Consider the following 16,313-nt stretch of genomic DNA (forward strand, 5'->3'; position numbering starts at 1 on the left):
TTCTATATAGATAAGTTAGGTCTATAATATGAATATAATTAAACATTAACCGGAGTATGATAAATATCAGTTTTTGTGTCGCGGCGATATCTAATATTTGCAGATAAACTATTTGCATAATGACAACTATAAAAAATCCGCATAGCTTTCATATTCCCGTTATGGGGCTTGCCTATACTATAGATACCCCGATTAAGGTGGCACAGTTTGGTATAGACTCAGTAATTTCCATTGTAGATGATGAACTGATTGAGAAAATGCATGCTTTTTACAGCGAAAAATTTGAACTCCCGTATAAGGAAATTTCAAAAAAAGTTCTTGATTACAGAGCAGAACGTATAACAGCCTATTTGAATACAGTAGATAAAATTGTAAAGCAAAAGTATGAGGGCTTTTGTGCAGAACTGGCCAATAGCCAAAAAGCATTAAACAATTTTATTGAAATGCTCCCTAAAGTATCAGACTTTAGAAAAGGCCTGCAGTTTTATGCTTCAAGTCCGTTTGATAAAACAAATGAGATACGCAGTTTTCTAACGAAGCATTTCAGGCCCGGGGCAATCGACGTAAATATTATGACCAAAGTTGATAAAGCCAATTACAGTAACGATGATGTATTGCCTTTTTGTTATAATGATGCCCATGCTTCTTTAAGAGGTTTTGCCCAAAGCGGGCTGGAATCATCGGTAGTACTATCGGCAGGAATGAACCCATCATTATATAATTATCTGGCTGAATTTCCTGATTTTTTTCCTGATGAATCCGGAAAGCTTAAAAAGAAAGTCATACTTAAGGTAAGCGATTTCAGGTCGGCTTTAATACAAAGTAAATTCTTAGCGAAAAAGGGGATATGGGTAAGCGAATACAGAATTGAGTCGGGGCTTAACTGCGGAGGCCATGCCTTTGCCACAAACGGACTTTTGCTAGGGCCTATTCTTGAAGAATTTAAACAACAAAGGCAGGAACTTATAAATTCGGCTTATGAATTATGGATTAAAGAACTGGAGCAAAAACAAGCATTCATTCCTAAAGAACCTTTAGAGGTTAAGATAACTGTTCAGGGAGGCGTAGGTACAGCAGCAGAACATCAGTTTTTGTTGGAGTATTATAAAACCGATTCTGTAGGGTGGGGATCGCCATTCCTTTTGGTTCCTGAGGCAACAACTACTGATGTGGCTACTCGTAAACTTTTAATTGAAGCGACTGAAGAAGATTTTTATAAAAGTAATATATCGCCTTTAGGAGTGCCTTTTAATACCGTTAAAGGAACAACTAACGATGGTATTAAAAGTAATCGTGTTGAGCAGAACAAAGCAGGTAGTTCTTGTCCTAAAAAATTACTGGCTTTGCATAATGAGTATGATGAGAAAGGAATTTGTACAGCATCCAGAAAATACCAAAAACGTAAGCTTTTTGAATTGGAGCAATGTAGGCATGCAATTTCTGAAGCTGATTATAAAGAAAAACACGATACTATTGTTGTAAAGTCTTGCCTGTGTGTTGGGTTGGCCAATTCGGCATATATGGAAAATGATATTCAGATAAAAGGCGAGGAGCAGGGAGTGGTAATTTGCCCGGGGCCCAATATGGCCTATTTTGATAAGGAAGTTTGTTTATATGATATGGTAAGGCATATTTACGGATACTCATCTGTTTTACAGAATGCAAACCGACCAAATATGTTTATAAAGGAATTAAAACTTTATATTAATTATTTAAAGGAACAGCTTAGTTTTGAAGGGGATATGCCTGCTATACAACTAAAAAAATGGTCGGTATTTAAGGATAATCTTTTAGCAGGAATTAACTATTATGAAAAACTGTTTAGTAATAATGACTTTTTTGAGGAACAGGAAAATATATTAAGTAAACTTGAATGTTACAGAATGCAATTGAAAAATATACAATTGAATTAGAATTTATATTACATCAATTAATTTAAACAATAAAAAAGCCAATTCATAATATGTGAATTGGCTTTTCGTCAGGCCTACGGACTAATGTCTAACAAGTTTTCAGAAATAGATCATTGCACAGTTTGATTTTCTCTTTTTAAATAATCTGTTAGACAAACAGGCCCGGCAACCTTATTGAAAACACTAATATTTACATAGGGTTTAAAGGTGTTCTAATAAAGTTATAAATCAGAAATAATAAATTCACTTCTCCTGTTCATTTGATGTTGCTCTTCGGTACATTCCACACCATCGGCACATTCATTAACCAACTGGGTTTCTCCATAACCCCTACCGGTTAACCTGCTTTTATCAATGCCATTATCCACTAACCATTTAATTGTAGATTTGGCCCTTCTGTCAGATAGCTCTTCATTGTACTTATGGGTTTGTCTGCTATCGGTATGAGAGCGGATGTCTAACTTCATATTAGGATATTCATTTAGTACATCAAGAATTTTTTCAAGATCTAGAGCAGCTTCCGGCCGGATATTAGATTTATCCAAATCAAAATAAATCATTTTTATTCCAAAGCATTTTCCTAAATCATCCCCAATAGTTACAACACAGTCGGCTTTTTCGAGTTCAATAGGTAAATGGGTTCTGCCGTTTTCATAAGGAATGGTAATACTCTGTTCTTTGGTCGTATACCCTTCTTTTTCGGCTCTTATATTATATGTTTTATCACATTCTACAGGAAATGTATAGTTGCCGTTTTCGTCAGAATTCACACTACTTATCATATTAAATTTACGGTCATACAGTGTAAGTTTGGTGTTGGGTAATATTTCACCTGTTTCGAGATCGGTTACTGTACCGTATAGTTCCTGTATACATCCGGGCCTTCGTGTTTCTAAAAACTTATAGATATCGTCAGACCCGTGACCCCCGCTTTTGTTGGAAGAGAAAAAGCCTCTTCTGGATTTTGTGTCAATTATATAGGCGAAATCGTCCATAGGAGAATTAATGTCTGCTCCCACATTTTGAATATTGCTTACTCCTGTACTGTCTATCTTCGCTACAAAAACATCCAGACCGCCAAGACCGGGATGCCCGTCTGAAGCAAAATAAATTTCATCTTCATCTGTTACGAACGGAAATGTTTCTTTTCCTTCAGTATTGATTTGAGGACCTAAGTTTTGGGGAGTACTATAACTTCCGTCGCTGTTAATACTTACTTTGTATAAATCTGATTGACCGATTGAACCTGGCATATCAGATGAAAAATAAAGTGTCTTTTCATCGGAGCTTAAAGCCGGATGTGCCGTGCTGTATGAATTGCTGTTAAAAGGCAGTTCTGTTATGTTAACACATTTATTATTTTCCAGTGTTGCCCTGTATATTTTTATTAAAGTAATTTTATTCTCATCTTTTCCTTTTTTACCGTTAATGTAATTGTTTCTTGTAAAGTATGCTGTTTTTCCGTCTTTTGTGAAAACCGGGGTTGCCTCATGAAATTTGGAGTTAATTTTTGATATGAATTTTTCAGCTTTACCGGGATTGTAAACGGTATCTACTTCAGCCTGATAAAGGTTTGTAAAGTATTCACCGGTCCATTTGTGTTTGCGTTGCCCCAAACTGCCTGTATCTCTTGCCGAAGTAAAAACAATCCTATCCTCATAAAATGCGGTTCCGTAATCAGAATATTGACTGTTTATACCTGCATCCTCAATTTTATAACGGCCTGAGTTTAATTTAATAACATCCATATAATTCCGGTCATTTTTATAGAGGGTGGCTCTCGCATCATTTTCTGATTTCTTTTCAAATATATCGAGCATTTCCTTCGCCTTTTCAATATCCCCTACAGATTTGAGTGATTGTGCGTACCTGTAGTAATATTCCGGTTCCTGCTCTGGGTTCATGGCAAACAGTTCACCATACCACTTTGCTGCTTTATCAAATTGAGAATTGAAATAAAATGCATTTCCGAGATTTTCAAACAGATCTTCAGATTTATATCCTTTATCTGCAACTCTTTCGTATGTTTTAATTGCATTTACATAGGCATAGCTGTCATATTTTTTATCGGCAGAAGCTACTCTTTTTTGCTGTGAATAGCTGTTAACTGATAAAATGCCTGCTGCAATACAAAGTAGAATATAATTTTTCATAATATCTGTTTTTAAAAGAAACGGGGAGTTGTCATTTTTCCATTATTTTTAAATATTTCGTAGCGCAGGAATATCTCATGCGAACCTGAATTGTAGTTGTTAAGGTTAGTGGTTTCAAGATCATAACCATAACCTATATTCAGGCTGTCACTAATCTGAAAATCGGCCAGTGCACTTACTGTAGAATCCCATCTGTAAGACACTCCAACTACAAATTTTTCTAGGAACATGAAATTGGCCGAGATATCTGCCTGTAAAGGAGCTCCTTCAACGACTTTTAGAAGTGTAGAAGGCTTGAATTTAATGTCGGGGCCTAAATCAAACACATAACCACCCATTATATAATAATTGATTTTGCTTTTATATATGGCAACATCATTATCATTGTAAACATTGGTTTCAACAAAATTAGGAACCGATAATCCTGCATATAACCTGTCTGAGTGTAAATAAACCCCTGCTCCGAAGTTGGGCTTAAACACACTATTAAAGTTTTGAAATTGCGGATCGGCCTGATCCACAGGGTTCAGTTTATTAACATCAAGATTGAATAGATTTCCCGTGGCCTTAAATCCGAATGACACTTTAAAGGTTTCTGAAGTGCTAATAGTGTATGAAATATCCACAGATATATTATTTTCATTAGTAGGTCCTATTTTATCGTTAACTAATGATAATCCTAATCCCACATTGCTGTTATTAAATGGGGTATTTGCAGAGAAACAACTTGTTTCCGGTGCACCGTCAAGTCCTACCCATTGTGTACGGTACAAACCAAAAATGCTCAGGGCTCCACGTGACCCGGCATAAGCCGGGTTTATATTTATTGTATTGTACATATACTGTGTAAACTGTGCATTTTGTTGTGCATAGCCCACAATAGCTGTGAGCATCAAAACCAAAGTAAATATTTTTGTTTTCATAATATGTTCAATTAATTAATTCCACATTCCTTTTTTAATCTTATCGGAGTGCCTTACTAACCGGCTTAAACACAGATTTTAGTTAATTGTAAGGACGGTTTATTTTACCTCGAAAGGAATAAATAACCGGTTTTATTATGCGTTTGAGTTGTGCCTTTAGCATCTACGGAAGTATAATTAAGAATGTAGAAGTAAGTTCCTGTTGGAAGGCCCTCAGACTTATTAACTGTTGTTCTTCCTCTTGAAATACCGTCAAATGCATTAGAGGTATTGTTATAATTTCTGGTTTCAAATACCAGTATTCCCCAACGGTTGTAAATCTCGATGTTGTTATCGGGGTAGCAGTTAGTGTTATCAATGTTGTCTATTACAAAGACTTCATTTATACCATCTCCGTTAGGAGAGAAAGCATTATGTACCAGTATTGGGTCACATTCAAGTATTTTACAATTATCCAGTACACCAAGTTTCAGGTTTAAACTCGGACAAGTTTCACCTCTGTATATATAATCAAATGTATAGTCTCCAATGGCAAGCCCGTAGACTTCAATATAACTGCCTCTGTCAATCGGAATGTTATTATTAGTACCTATCCATGTACCATCTCTTGGGGTATCCTGATCTACAAAATCAAATAAATTAACAGGTTCTGTCTCTTCGTTACATGCTGTGCCTTCAAATCGTTTTATATTTGAATCATCCTGAAGAACAGTTATTGTTTGTACTAATGTGGTAACATTACCGGCACAGTCAGACAAAGTATAGGTTCTTGTTACTATAAATGGTGCGCCTACACATCCGGTATCTCCGTTATCGGTGTCATCTATTGTTATGTTCACAAAATCGCTACAGTTATCACTTACATCAGTTACTGCACCGGGATCAGGAACCGGAATGTCTGATATATTCTCTAAATCATCAATATCTGCCGGAGCTGTACCTGTTGGAGGTGTGGTATCCATGACTGTTATAATCTGAGTATAATTGGAACTATTGCTGGAACAGTCGGTAATTGTCCATATACGTGTCAATATGTAATCAGAGGCACAGTCAGTATCAGTTCTTATCTCTTCAAATGTGATAACCACATCATCCGGGTTACAGTTGTCAGATGAGGTTATAGTTGCTGGTTCAGGAACTTCATCACAGGATACTGTTAGGTCTTCAGGTAAATTTCCGGTAAATGCAGGAGGAGTAGTATCCTGTATGGTTATTACCTGAGTAAATACAGCCGAGACATTACCGCATTCATCTGTAGCAATCCAGGTATTAGTATAAGTACCGGCATTAGCACATCCTGAGGAAACAAACTCTCCATAATTTTTTGTATAAGCAAATACTCCCTCACAATTATCAGTCGCTATAGGTTGTACTTGCAGAGCTGCTTCAAGCCCTTCTGTATTGCTACATTCAAGGGTTACGTCAAACTCTTGAGATTCAGTAATCCAAACCGGAGCGGTAGTATCCTCTATAGTGATTATTTGGATAAATGCTTCCGATACGTTACCACATTGGTCTGTAGCTGTCCAGATATTAGTATAAGTACCGGTACTTGCACACCCTGATGAAACAAATTCACCTTCAGTTTTGGTATAGGCAATCTCGCCTTCGCAGTTGTCGGTTGCCATAGGCTGCTGGCCTTGAGCTGCTGCTAACCCGTCAGGGTCGCTGCACTCTAAAGTGATGTCAAGTTCAGAAGAAGAAGTTGACCAAATAGGGGCTGTTGTATCTTCTATGGTGATTATCTGAGTAAACACTTCCGACACGTTCCCGCACTCATCGGTGGCTACCCAGGTGTTGGTATAGCTACCCGCGTTGTTACAGCCTGAGGACACGAAAGAGCCTTCAGTTTTTGTATAGGCAATCTCACCTTCGCAGTTGTCGCTTGCCACAGGCTGCTGTGCCTGTGCTGCGGCCAACCCGTCAGGGTCGCTGCATTCCAAAGTAACATTCAGCTCTTCAGCTACAGTATTCCATACCGGGGCTGTTGTATCTTCAATTGTGATTATCTGAGTAAACACTTCCGACACGTTCCCGCACTCATCAGTTGCTACCCAGGTGTTGGTGTAGCTACCCGCGTTGTTACAGCCTGAGGACACGAAGCTGCCTTCAGTTTTGGTGTAGCTAATCTCGCCTTCGCAGTTGTCACTGGCCACAGGCTGCTGGGCCTGTGCAGAAGCTAGTCCACTAATATCGTTACATTCCAGAGTAACATTCAGCTCTTCAGCTATAGTACTCCAAACCGGGGCTGTTGTATCTTCAATTGTGATTATCTGAGTAAACACTTCCGAGAGGTTGCCACACTCATCGGTTGCTACCCAGGTGTTGGTGTAGCTACCCGCGTTGTTACAGCCTGAGGACACAAACGATCCTTCTGTTTTGGTATAGGCAATCTCACCTTCACAGTTATCGGTTGCCATAGGTTGCTGGCCTTGAGCTGTTGCCAACCCGTCAGGGTCGCTACACTCTAAAGTAATGTCAAGTTCGGAAGAAGAAGTTGACCATACCGGAGCGGTAGTATCTTCAATTGTTATGATCTGAGTAAACACTTCCGACACGTTCCCACACTCATCGGTGGCTACCCATGTGTTGGTGTAGCTGCCTGCATTGTTACAGCCTGAGGACACGAAAGACCCTTCAGTTTTTGTGTAGCTAATCTCACCTTCGCAGTTGTCGCTTGCCACAGGCTGCTGGGCCTGTGCTGCGGCCAACCCTTCAGGGTCGCTGCATTCCAGAGTAACATTCAGCTCTTCAGCGACTGTGTTCCAAACCGGAGCAGTAGTATCTTCAATTGTGATTATCTGAGTAAACACTTCCGACACGTTCCCACACTCATCGGTTGCTATCCATGTGTTGGTGTAGCTACCGGCATTGTTACAGCCTGAGGACATGAAAGACCCTTCAGTTTTTGTGTAGCTAATCTCGCCTTCGCAGTTGTCGGTTGCCACAGGCTGCTGTGCCTGTGCTGCAGCTAACCCGTCAGGGTCGCTGCATTCCAATGTTACATTTAGTTCGGATGAAGAAGTTGACCAAACCGGAGCAGTAGTATCTTCAATTGTTATGATCTGAGTAAACACTTCCGACACGTTCCCACACTCATCGGTGGCTACCCAGGTGTTGGTATAGCTACCGGCGTTGTTACAGCCTGAGGATGCGAAAGACCCTTCAGTTTTGGTATAGGCAATCTCACCTTCGCAGTTGTCCGAAGCCACAGGCTGTTGGGCCTGAGCATAAGTGAGTCCACTAATATCGTTACATTCCAGAGTAAAATTCAGCTCTTCAGCGACTGTGTTCCAAACCGGAGCTGTTGTATCTTCAATTGTGATTATTTGTGTAAATACTTCCGACACGTTCCCGCACCCATCGGTTGCTACCCAGGTGTTGGTGTAGCTACCCGCGTTGTTACATACTGAGGACACGAAAGACCCTTCAGTTTTGGTATATGCAATCTCACCTTCGCAGTTGTCGCTTGCCACAGGCTGTTGTGCCTGTGCTGCTGCTAACCCGTCAGGGTCGCTGCACTCTAAAGTGATGTCCAGCTCTGATGAAGCTGTACTCCAAACCGGAGCAGTAGTATCTTCAATTGTTATGATCTGAGTAAACACTTCCGATACGTTCCCGCACTCATCGGTGGCTACCCAGGTGTTTGTGTAGGTACCCGCGTTGTTACAGCCTGAGGATGCGAAAGACCCTTCAGTTTTGGTATATGCAATCTCACCCTCGCAGTTGTCGCTTGCCACAGGTTGCTGGTCCTGTGCTGCGACCAACCCGTCAGGGTCACTACACTCTAAAGTAATGTCAAGTTCGGATGAAGAAGTTGACCATACCGGAGCTGTTGTATCTTCAATTGTGATTATCTGAGTAAACACTTCCGACACGTTCCCACACTCATCGGTTGCTACCCAGGTGTTGGTGTAGCTACCGGCGTTGTTACAGCCTGAGGATGCGAAAGACCCTTCAGTTTTGGTATAGCTAATCTCACCTTCGCAGTTGTCCGAAGCCATAGGCTGCTGGGCCTGTGCTGCGGCCAACCCGTCAGGGTCGCTGCACTCTAAAGTGATGTCCAGCTCTGATGAAGCTGTACTCCAAACCGGAGCGGTAGTGTCTTCAATTGTTATGATTTGTGTAAATACTTCCGACACGTTCCCGCACCCATCAGTCGCTACCCAGGTGTTGGTATAGCTACCCGCGTTGTTACATCCTGAGGATACGAAAGACCCTTCAGTTTTGGTGTAGGCAATCTCGCCTTCGCAGTTGTCGCTTGCCACAGGCTGCTGGCCCTGTGCTGCGGCCAACCCGTCAGGGTCGCTGCATTCCAATGTAACATTTAGTTCGGATGAAGAAGTTGACCAAACCGGAGCAGTAGTATCTTCGATTGTTATGATCTGTGTAAACACTTCCGACACGTTCCCGCACTCATCAGTGGCTACCCAGGTGTTGGTATAGCTACCCGCGTTGTTACATCCTGAGGATGCGAAAGACCCTTCAGTTTTGGTGTAGGTAATCTCACCTTCGCAGTTGTCGCTTGCCACAGGCTGTTGTGCCTGAGCAGAAGCGAGTCCACTAATATCGTTACATTCCAGAGTAACATCTAGTTCGGATGAAGCAGTTGACCAAACCGGAGCAGTAGTATCTTCAATTGTGATTATCTGTGTAAACACTTCCGACACGTTTCCACACTCATCGGTGGCTACCCAGGTGTTGGTGTAGGTACCCGCGTTGTTACAGCCTGAGGATGCGAAAGACCCTTCAGTTTTGGTGTAGCTAATCTCGCCTTGGCAGTTGTCACTGGCCATAGGCTGCTGGGCTTGTGCTGCGGCCAACCCGTCAGGGTCGCTGCATTCCAGAGTAACATTCAGCTCTTCAGCTACAGTATTCCATACCGGGGCTGTTGTATCTTCAATTGTGATTATTTGTGTAAATACTTCCGATACATTGCCGCACCCATCGGTGGCTACCCAGGTGTTGGTATAGCTACCCGCGTTGTTACAGCCTGAGGACACGAAGCTGCCTTCAGTTTTTGTATAGGCAATCTCACCTTCGCAGTTGTCACTGGCCACTGGCTGCTGGGCCTGAGCAGAAGTAAGTCCACTAATATCGTTACATTCCAGAGTAACATTCAGATCTTCAGCTACAGTATTCCATACCGGAGCAGTAGTATCTTCAATTGTGATTATCTGAGTAAACACTTCCGATACGTTACCACACTCATCGGTGCCTACCCAGGTATTGGTGTAGCTACCCGCGTTGTTACAGCCTGAGGACACGAAGCTGCCTTCAGTTTTGGTATATGCAATCTCGCCTTCGCAGTTGTCGCTTGCCACAGGCTGTTGGGCCTGAGCAGAAGTAAGTCCACTAATATCGTTACATTCCAGAGTAACATTCAGCTCTTCAGCTACAGTATTCCATACCGGGGCTGTTGTATCTTCAATTGTGATTATCTGAGTAAACACTTCCGACACGTTCCCGCACCCATCGGTGGCTACCCAGGTGTTGGTATAGCTACCCGCGTTGTTACAGCCTGAGGACACGAAAGAGCCTTCAGTTTTGGTGTAGGCAATCTCGCCTTCGCAGTTGTCACTGGCCACTGGCTGCTGGGCCTGTGCTGCAGCTAACCCCTCAGGGTCACTGCATTCCAGTGTTACATCTAAAACCTGTGCTGCTGTTGTCCAACTTGGCGGAGTTATATCCTGAACGGTTATTGTTTGGCTTACAGGTAGTGATTCATTATCACAAGCATCTTTAGCAATCCAGGTTCGTGTTATCGAATAAGTACCCGGACAGGAACCGGGAGTATTTACATCTGTATATGTTAATGAACTAACTGACCTAGTGTTGTCAGTAGCTGTGGCCTGCGTAAAGTTTGGTACTTCAGGACAGTTAATTGTTGTAGGGGCGGGTAGGGGGTCAATAACCGGTTTAACTGTATCTCCGTTTTCTATAGTTACCGATAATGATTTTGTACAATTATTATCGTCGGTAACTGTAACAGTATAGGTTCCGGGAGAAACATCTGCCAAATCTTTTGTTGTGGCACCTGTGTTCCATAAATAGGTATAGTCCGGAGTTCCTCCGGAGACATTTAATGTGATGGAAGATGTACCGCCACTACAGCCCACAATTGTATGTGTTTCGCTCAACATTAATTCTGCCGGCTGAACGATTTGAAGGATGTAGGAGTTTGAGATGTTTTGAGAATCGGTAACCGTCAGTTTTGCAGTGTTATTAGCTGTAGTATATACATAGGTGGGATTAGGAGAGGTTGAATCTGGAGCACCACCATCATTTAAAAAATCCCATGCAAAAGTATAGGGTGGTTTACCACCGTTTGTAGTAGACATAAAGTTTACTGTAGTACTTGATCCAACAGTACATGCTGTATAAGTAAACTGTACAGCCAGTGGTTTAGAAATGGTAATAGCATTTGTATAATCACACTGGGCATTTGAGAAACTATTACACTGATAGTTTGGTCCGGGGTTATTACTACTGCTTGTTTTCCATGCTATTATTGTGTTTGTAAGATCTAACTCGTCGCCACAAACCCAATCAAAAGGGCCATACAATAACTTTATATTGCTTCCGGGAACAATCTGTCCCAAATAGACATTAAGAAAGGTGGTCACTCCACCTATATTTAAATCGGCATTTAGCTGTGCATAGTAGACACTTGAATTTGCGTTTGAAGTGTAATTCAGGTAAATATATACCTGCTGCACATCTCCAATCGTACAGGGAGTGTTTCCTATGGGAGTTCCGTCTACACCGGAGAGGCTCAGGTATACATCTGTTAATGTGTAGTTGTTAGATGTACAGTCAAAACCACATGTTCTTAAATCAACCTGTGAAAACGAAAAATGGATATTAAACAGTAATATTAGTGTTATAAAAGCATATTTAATATTTTTCAAAAAGATGGTAATGTTCTTCATAATCTTCCGGTATTAAATATTGTGTACTATTTTTTTGATACTAGGTGCTTTTAATCGTGTTGTTATGGATTAAAAAGCGGTTTCATTTATTAAGCTTATTGACGTACTTGTTACACTAAAAAAATGATTAATTTTTTCAGCAACAGAGTTTTAAAATACTTACAAAAAGAATTTTTCAGGGTGGTGTTGGCGTAATCTTATTTAATCTTTTTTTAACTTTTATTCTAAAAAAGATTTAATTAATAATTGGATTTTTAAGTACTTATTTATTTAAATATTGATTAAAAAGTATACATCAAATTTAAATTTTAAATAATTATTAAATAATGATGCTCATCATTTTAATAAGTGATTTCCATCACATTTTCTAATATCTAAATAGTATAAAAATCATTTTTTTAGAAATTTTTAAGGAATATTTAATAAGAAAAAAAATGGAAGTCAATTAGTTTTTGACTTCCATTTCTACATGAAATTTTATCTTATAAAATAGAGGATTAAAAGAAAAGCAATGAAAACAAAGGATAAATGCGATGGAGCAATTGTTAATTAGTTTTTTAGCGTATTTAACTTATCGAAATTGATTATAAGGAGTGCGCCTGCATTTTTTTCGATAAGGCCTTCGGCCTTAAAATCACTTAATGTGCGACTTACTGTTTCGGGAGAAGTGCCTGATAATGCCGCAAGATTATCACGAGTAATTTTTACTGAATTATCACCATTATCATTTTGTTCCGCCATTTTTATGATGGCTTCGGCAATCCTTTTTCTAACCGACATATAAGCAATCTGTAAAAGACGCTGCTCTTTTTCCCTGATGTTTCGGGTTAATATTTTAATGAATTTTGCACCTATATCGGGATGTAAAAATAAAAGCCTGTCCAGTTGTTCAATAGGTAAGAAACTTAACGTTGTGGCTTCCAGTGCAATGGCGGTATCGCTATAACAGTCTATAGATATAATGTTTAGATCAAGATACTCTCCTTCTCTATATATACCGGTTATTAGCTCCCTTCCTTCTTTGGTATGTTTTACGGTCTTTACTTTTCCGCTTATAATGTAATATATACCTGTTACGCGATCGCCTTCATAATGTATATATTGATTTGTTTTATATTCTCTGCTGCTTCGCTCCAGCATTTTTTCTTTAAGCTCGGTAAGTCCATTTTTGTTTGAGATTAAAGAATTAAGACTTTCAGCAGTATGTCCATAGTATAATTGCTGAGCATCCCTTTTTTTGATGCGGCATTCTATGGCACGAAGCAGTTCTGCATCATCAAAAGGCTTAGTGAGATAATCATCGGCTCCCAGTTCCATCCCTTTTCTGATATCCGATTTATCTGCCTTAGCGGTTAGAAATATAAATGGTATAGTTTGGGTTTCAGGATTTTTATTGAGAATGTACAATACACCGTAGCCATCCAGTTCCGGCATCATTATATCACATAATATAATATCAGGCTTATTTTTAAGAGCCTTATCTATACCGATTTTTCCATTAATGGCAGTATCTACTTCATATCCCGAAAGGGTTAGTACCTCAATAATGTTTTCCCTTATACTGTCATTGTCTTCTATAATAAGCACCCTAATCATTTGCGTGGTATTTCAATGGTAAATATTGTTCCTTCATTAAGTTCACTTTTACATTTAATAGTACCTTCCATAAGTTTTACATAATGTGAAACGATATTAAGGCCTAATCCTGTTCCCGGTATATTCCCTGTATTATGGGCTCTGAAGAAAGCTTCAAACAAATGTTCCTGCTCTTCTTCAGGTATACCAATACCATTGTCTTTGATTGTGATGATTATTTTGTTCCGATTGATGGAAGTATGAATTTCAATATCTGTTTCTTCGCCGGAATATTTTATAGCATTAGATACCAGATTTATAATACAGTTTTTAAGAAGATTTTTATCTAACTGTACCAATGTGGCTTTGCTATTATGTTTGCTGATTATTTTTTGCTTCTTTTTAGCTAATAACTCTAATTCTTCAATTACTTCGTTGATGAAAGTGTCCAGTTTGAAAGATGTAACATATACGGTAATTTTTTCAGATTCGGTTTTTTCATGCTGAAGAAAATCATTGAGAATAGTTGTAAGGTTAGATATTGCGCTTTTTATTTTATAAACATGATCCTCAATTTTTGGGTTTGAATTTTCGGCATAACGCTGAATGAGGGAAGATGAAAGCTGAATTGTGCTTAAAGGTGTCCTAAACTCATGTGAAGCCATGGATAAAAGCCTACTTTTTAATTTACCCAAATTTTTTTCTTTTTCTAAAGTTAAACTAATCTCTTCTTTGGCTTTTAAAAGAGCTTCAATAGTTTCGTTTAAAGAAATTGTACGGTCTTTTACAAGTTCCTCCAGGTGTTGGGTGTATTGTAACAGTTTATTTTCAACTTCATTGTGATAGCTTAAATCGTGAACGAATCCGGTGAATATTCTTTTTTTCTGAAACCTGATTTCACTTATGCCTAACCTAAAGGGAAAAATACTGCCGTCTTTTTTCTTGCCAAATACGTTTTTGTCAATACTTTTTAGATTATCAATGCCAAATGATTTTAAAGACTGTAAACAGGAATGGTATTTTTCTAAGTAGGATGAAGGCATTAAAATGCTAATACTTTTTCCTATTATCTCATGCGGATAATATAGAAAAAGATTACATGCTGAAGGATTTATTGACTCTACTATTCCATCTTCGTCTATAGTAATAATTCCATCAATTGCATTTTCTATAATAGCATTAACAAGTATCTGATCTTTCATGTCGATCAAAAATTGAGGGGGTTACAGTAAAATAGTTAAAATTTTAATAAAATTATAGTTATAATAATTATTTTACATACTAATTGTTATGAATGCTGGATTTCTGTAGATGAATGGCATTATTGTGTAGACGAATGGTATTTATGTAAGATACTTCTCAGGTTTTTAAAAGAAATACATCTGATATCGGCTATTACAGAATAGTATATTTAATAGAATAAGTCAAAATTTCCTTTTTGTAACATGACTGGTTTACATTGTTATACAGTAGGGCGTTACGCAACCAAATATTATTAATAGCATCTGGTTAAAAACCAACGACTTATTCTATGATAAAAATTGCTGGTCTTATTTGTACAGTCTTTTTTTTTCAATCAGGCTATATATGCACAAAAGGAGGCTAATATTTGGTACTTTGGTCAACACGCAGGACTTGATTTTAATAGCGGTATTCCTGTACCGTTGCTTGACGGACAAATAAATACTAATGAAATCAGTTAATACCCTATTAAAGACAATTCTCTTTTATGAGGATTAATATAGGTAACTGACGATAAATTATTTTCATTTTAAAATTCCGGGTCAATAAAAAAGGGACAACTCTTTAATAATTTAGAGTTGTCCCGTTCAGTGGAGTCAACGGGACTAATGTCGAACTTATTGATGGAGGATTGCCAGTATTGGTCCGACTTTCTGCGTTGGATTGAGCTACTTAAAAATAACCGATATGGTTTATTTACTTTTGCGTTATATGGGGAATGGATTCGGTAAACTTTCCATTACTGTTCAAATAGATAATTAAAAAACTTCAAAAAAACTTAAAACATATGGTTTAAGGTTTTTTTGAAACTTCCCTTGGCTTTTTTTCTAAATCAAACTTCACGGTCAAATTCCAGTGTGTAGGTAAAGCTATCAGCACGGTAATAACCATCATTCCATTCTAATGGCCTGTTTCCTGGATCAAAAACAAAACGTTTTCTTCTAAGAATAGGATCTCCTTCATTTATTTCAAGTTTTTGAGCAAAAAAAGCATCTGCTTTAACAGCACTTATCTCTTCTTTAGAGAGCTTGGCAATAGAATTGTAATGAGCAAGAATATCATAAAGAGGTTTTGAGAAATCTTCGTTTCCGGTTAATCCAATACGAGGGTTAAAGTAAGATACAAAATATACAAACGGTATATCTTCATTTCCTCTTAGACGCTCAAGTTTAAGTATTCTTGCATTCTCTTCTAGATTAAAAAACATACTAAGTTCTTTATTGGCTTTGACCCAGCTCACGTGCAATTCATAATTTTTAGGAACAATACCTAAAGCTTTCATTTCCTGAGAAAAACTTAACCAATTTTGTGCTTTAGAACTTATTGCTGCTTTTTTTACAAAAGTACCAACACCTTTTTTGCGAGTCAGTAATCCTTCATAAACTAGTTTGTTAATAGATTGCCTTAATGTACTTCTTGATATGCCTAATTGTTTAGACAAACTAACTTCATTTGGCATTTTCGCACCGTTTTGATATTCATCAGCTTTTATAGCCTCTCTAATTTGCTCTTCAATTTGAATATGTAATGGAATGGGACTATTGTAATCTAATGATATTTTCATTTATTATGTTA

Annotated in this window: 8 protein-coding genes; 2 read left to right on the top strand and 6 right to left on the bottom strand. The window is 38.6% G+C overall.

What is annotated here, in order from left to right; all coding sequences use genetic code 11:
* The first annotated feature begins 119 nt into the window (after positions 1-119).
* Positions 120-1,913, top strand: a complete 1,794-nt coding sequence (locus FUA48_RS09515) for a hypothetical protein (RefSeq protein WP_147583315.1) — start codon at positions 120-122, stop codon at positions 1,911-1,913.
* A 221-nt stretch (positions 1,914-2,134) separates the two neighbouring features.
* Here the strand turns inward: FUA48_RS09515 and FUA48_RS09520 are convergent, their stop codons facing one another.
* The 5 genes from FUA48_RS09520 to FUA48_RS09540 all read right to left on the bottom strand — a co-directional run bounded on the left by FUA48_RS09520 (position 2,135) and on the right by FUA48_RS09540 (position 14,698).
* Positions 2,135-4,066 carry an OmpA family protein gene (locus FUA48_RS09520; protein ID WP_147583316.1) on the bottom strand — a complete coding sequence of 644 codons (1,932 nt, stop codon included), beginning with the start codon at positions 4,064-4,066 and terminating at the stop codon, positions 2,135-2,137.
* 11 nt (positions 4,067-4,077) lie between these two features.
* Positions 4,078-4,989 (bottom strand): PorP/SprF family type IX secretion system membrane protein, encoded by a 912-nt coding sequence (locus tag FUA48_RS09525; protein WP_147583317.1) that lies wholly within the window; start codon positions 4,987-4,989, stop codon positions 4,078-4,080.
* A 104-nt stretch (positions 4,990-5,093) separates the two neighbouring features.
* The gene (locus tag FUA48_RS09530; protein WP_147583318.1) at positions 5,094-11,921 is read right to left on the bottom strand and encodes an HYR-like domain-containing protein; all 6,828 of its coding nucleotides are present in this window, start codon (positions 11,919-11,921) and stop codon (positions 5,094-5,096) included.
* Positions 11,922-12,470: 549 nt separating this feature from the next.
* The gene (locus FUA48_RS09535; protein WP_147583319.1) at positions 12,471-13,517 is read right to left on the bottom strand and encodes a response regulator; all 1,047 of its coding nucleotides are present in this window, start codon (positions 13,515-13,517) and stop codon (positions 12,471-12,473) included.
* Positions 13,514-14,698, bottom strand: a complete 1,185-nt coding sequence (locus FUA48_RS09540) for a PAS domain-containing sensor histidine kinase (RefSeq protein WP_147583320.1) — start codon at positions 14,696-14,698, stop codon at positions 13,514-13,516. The genes FUA48_RS09535 and FUA48_RS09540 overlap by 4 nt, the downstream gene beginning before the upstream one ends.
* A 339-nt stretch (positions 14,699-15,037) precedes the next feature.
* Here FUA48_RS09540 and FUA48_RS18345 point away from each other — a divergent pair, with 339 nt between their 5' ends.
* The gene (locus FUA48_RS18345; RefSeq protein WP_168196962.1) at positions 15,038-15,199 is read left to right on the top strand and encodes a hypothetical protein; all 162 of its coding nucleotides are present in this window, start codon (positions 15,038-15,040) and stop codon (positions 15,197-15,199) included.
* Positions 15,200-15,570: 371 nt separating this feature from the next.
* Here FUA48_RS18345 and FUA48_RS09545 read toward each other — a convergent pair whose 3' ends face one another.
* Entirely contained in the window at positions 15,571-16,302 is a 732-nt protein-coding gene (locus tag FUA48_RS09545) for a GntR family transcriptional regulator (protein WP_147583321.1), read from the bottom strand.
* Positions 16,303-16,313 lie beyond the last annotated feature (11 nt).

It is taken from the genome of Flavobacterium alkalisoli (assembly GCF_008000935.1).
GTDB classification, from domain to species: Bacteria; Bacteroidota; Bacteroidia; order Flavobacteriales; family Flavobacteriaceae; genus Flavobacterium; species Flavobacterium alkalisoli.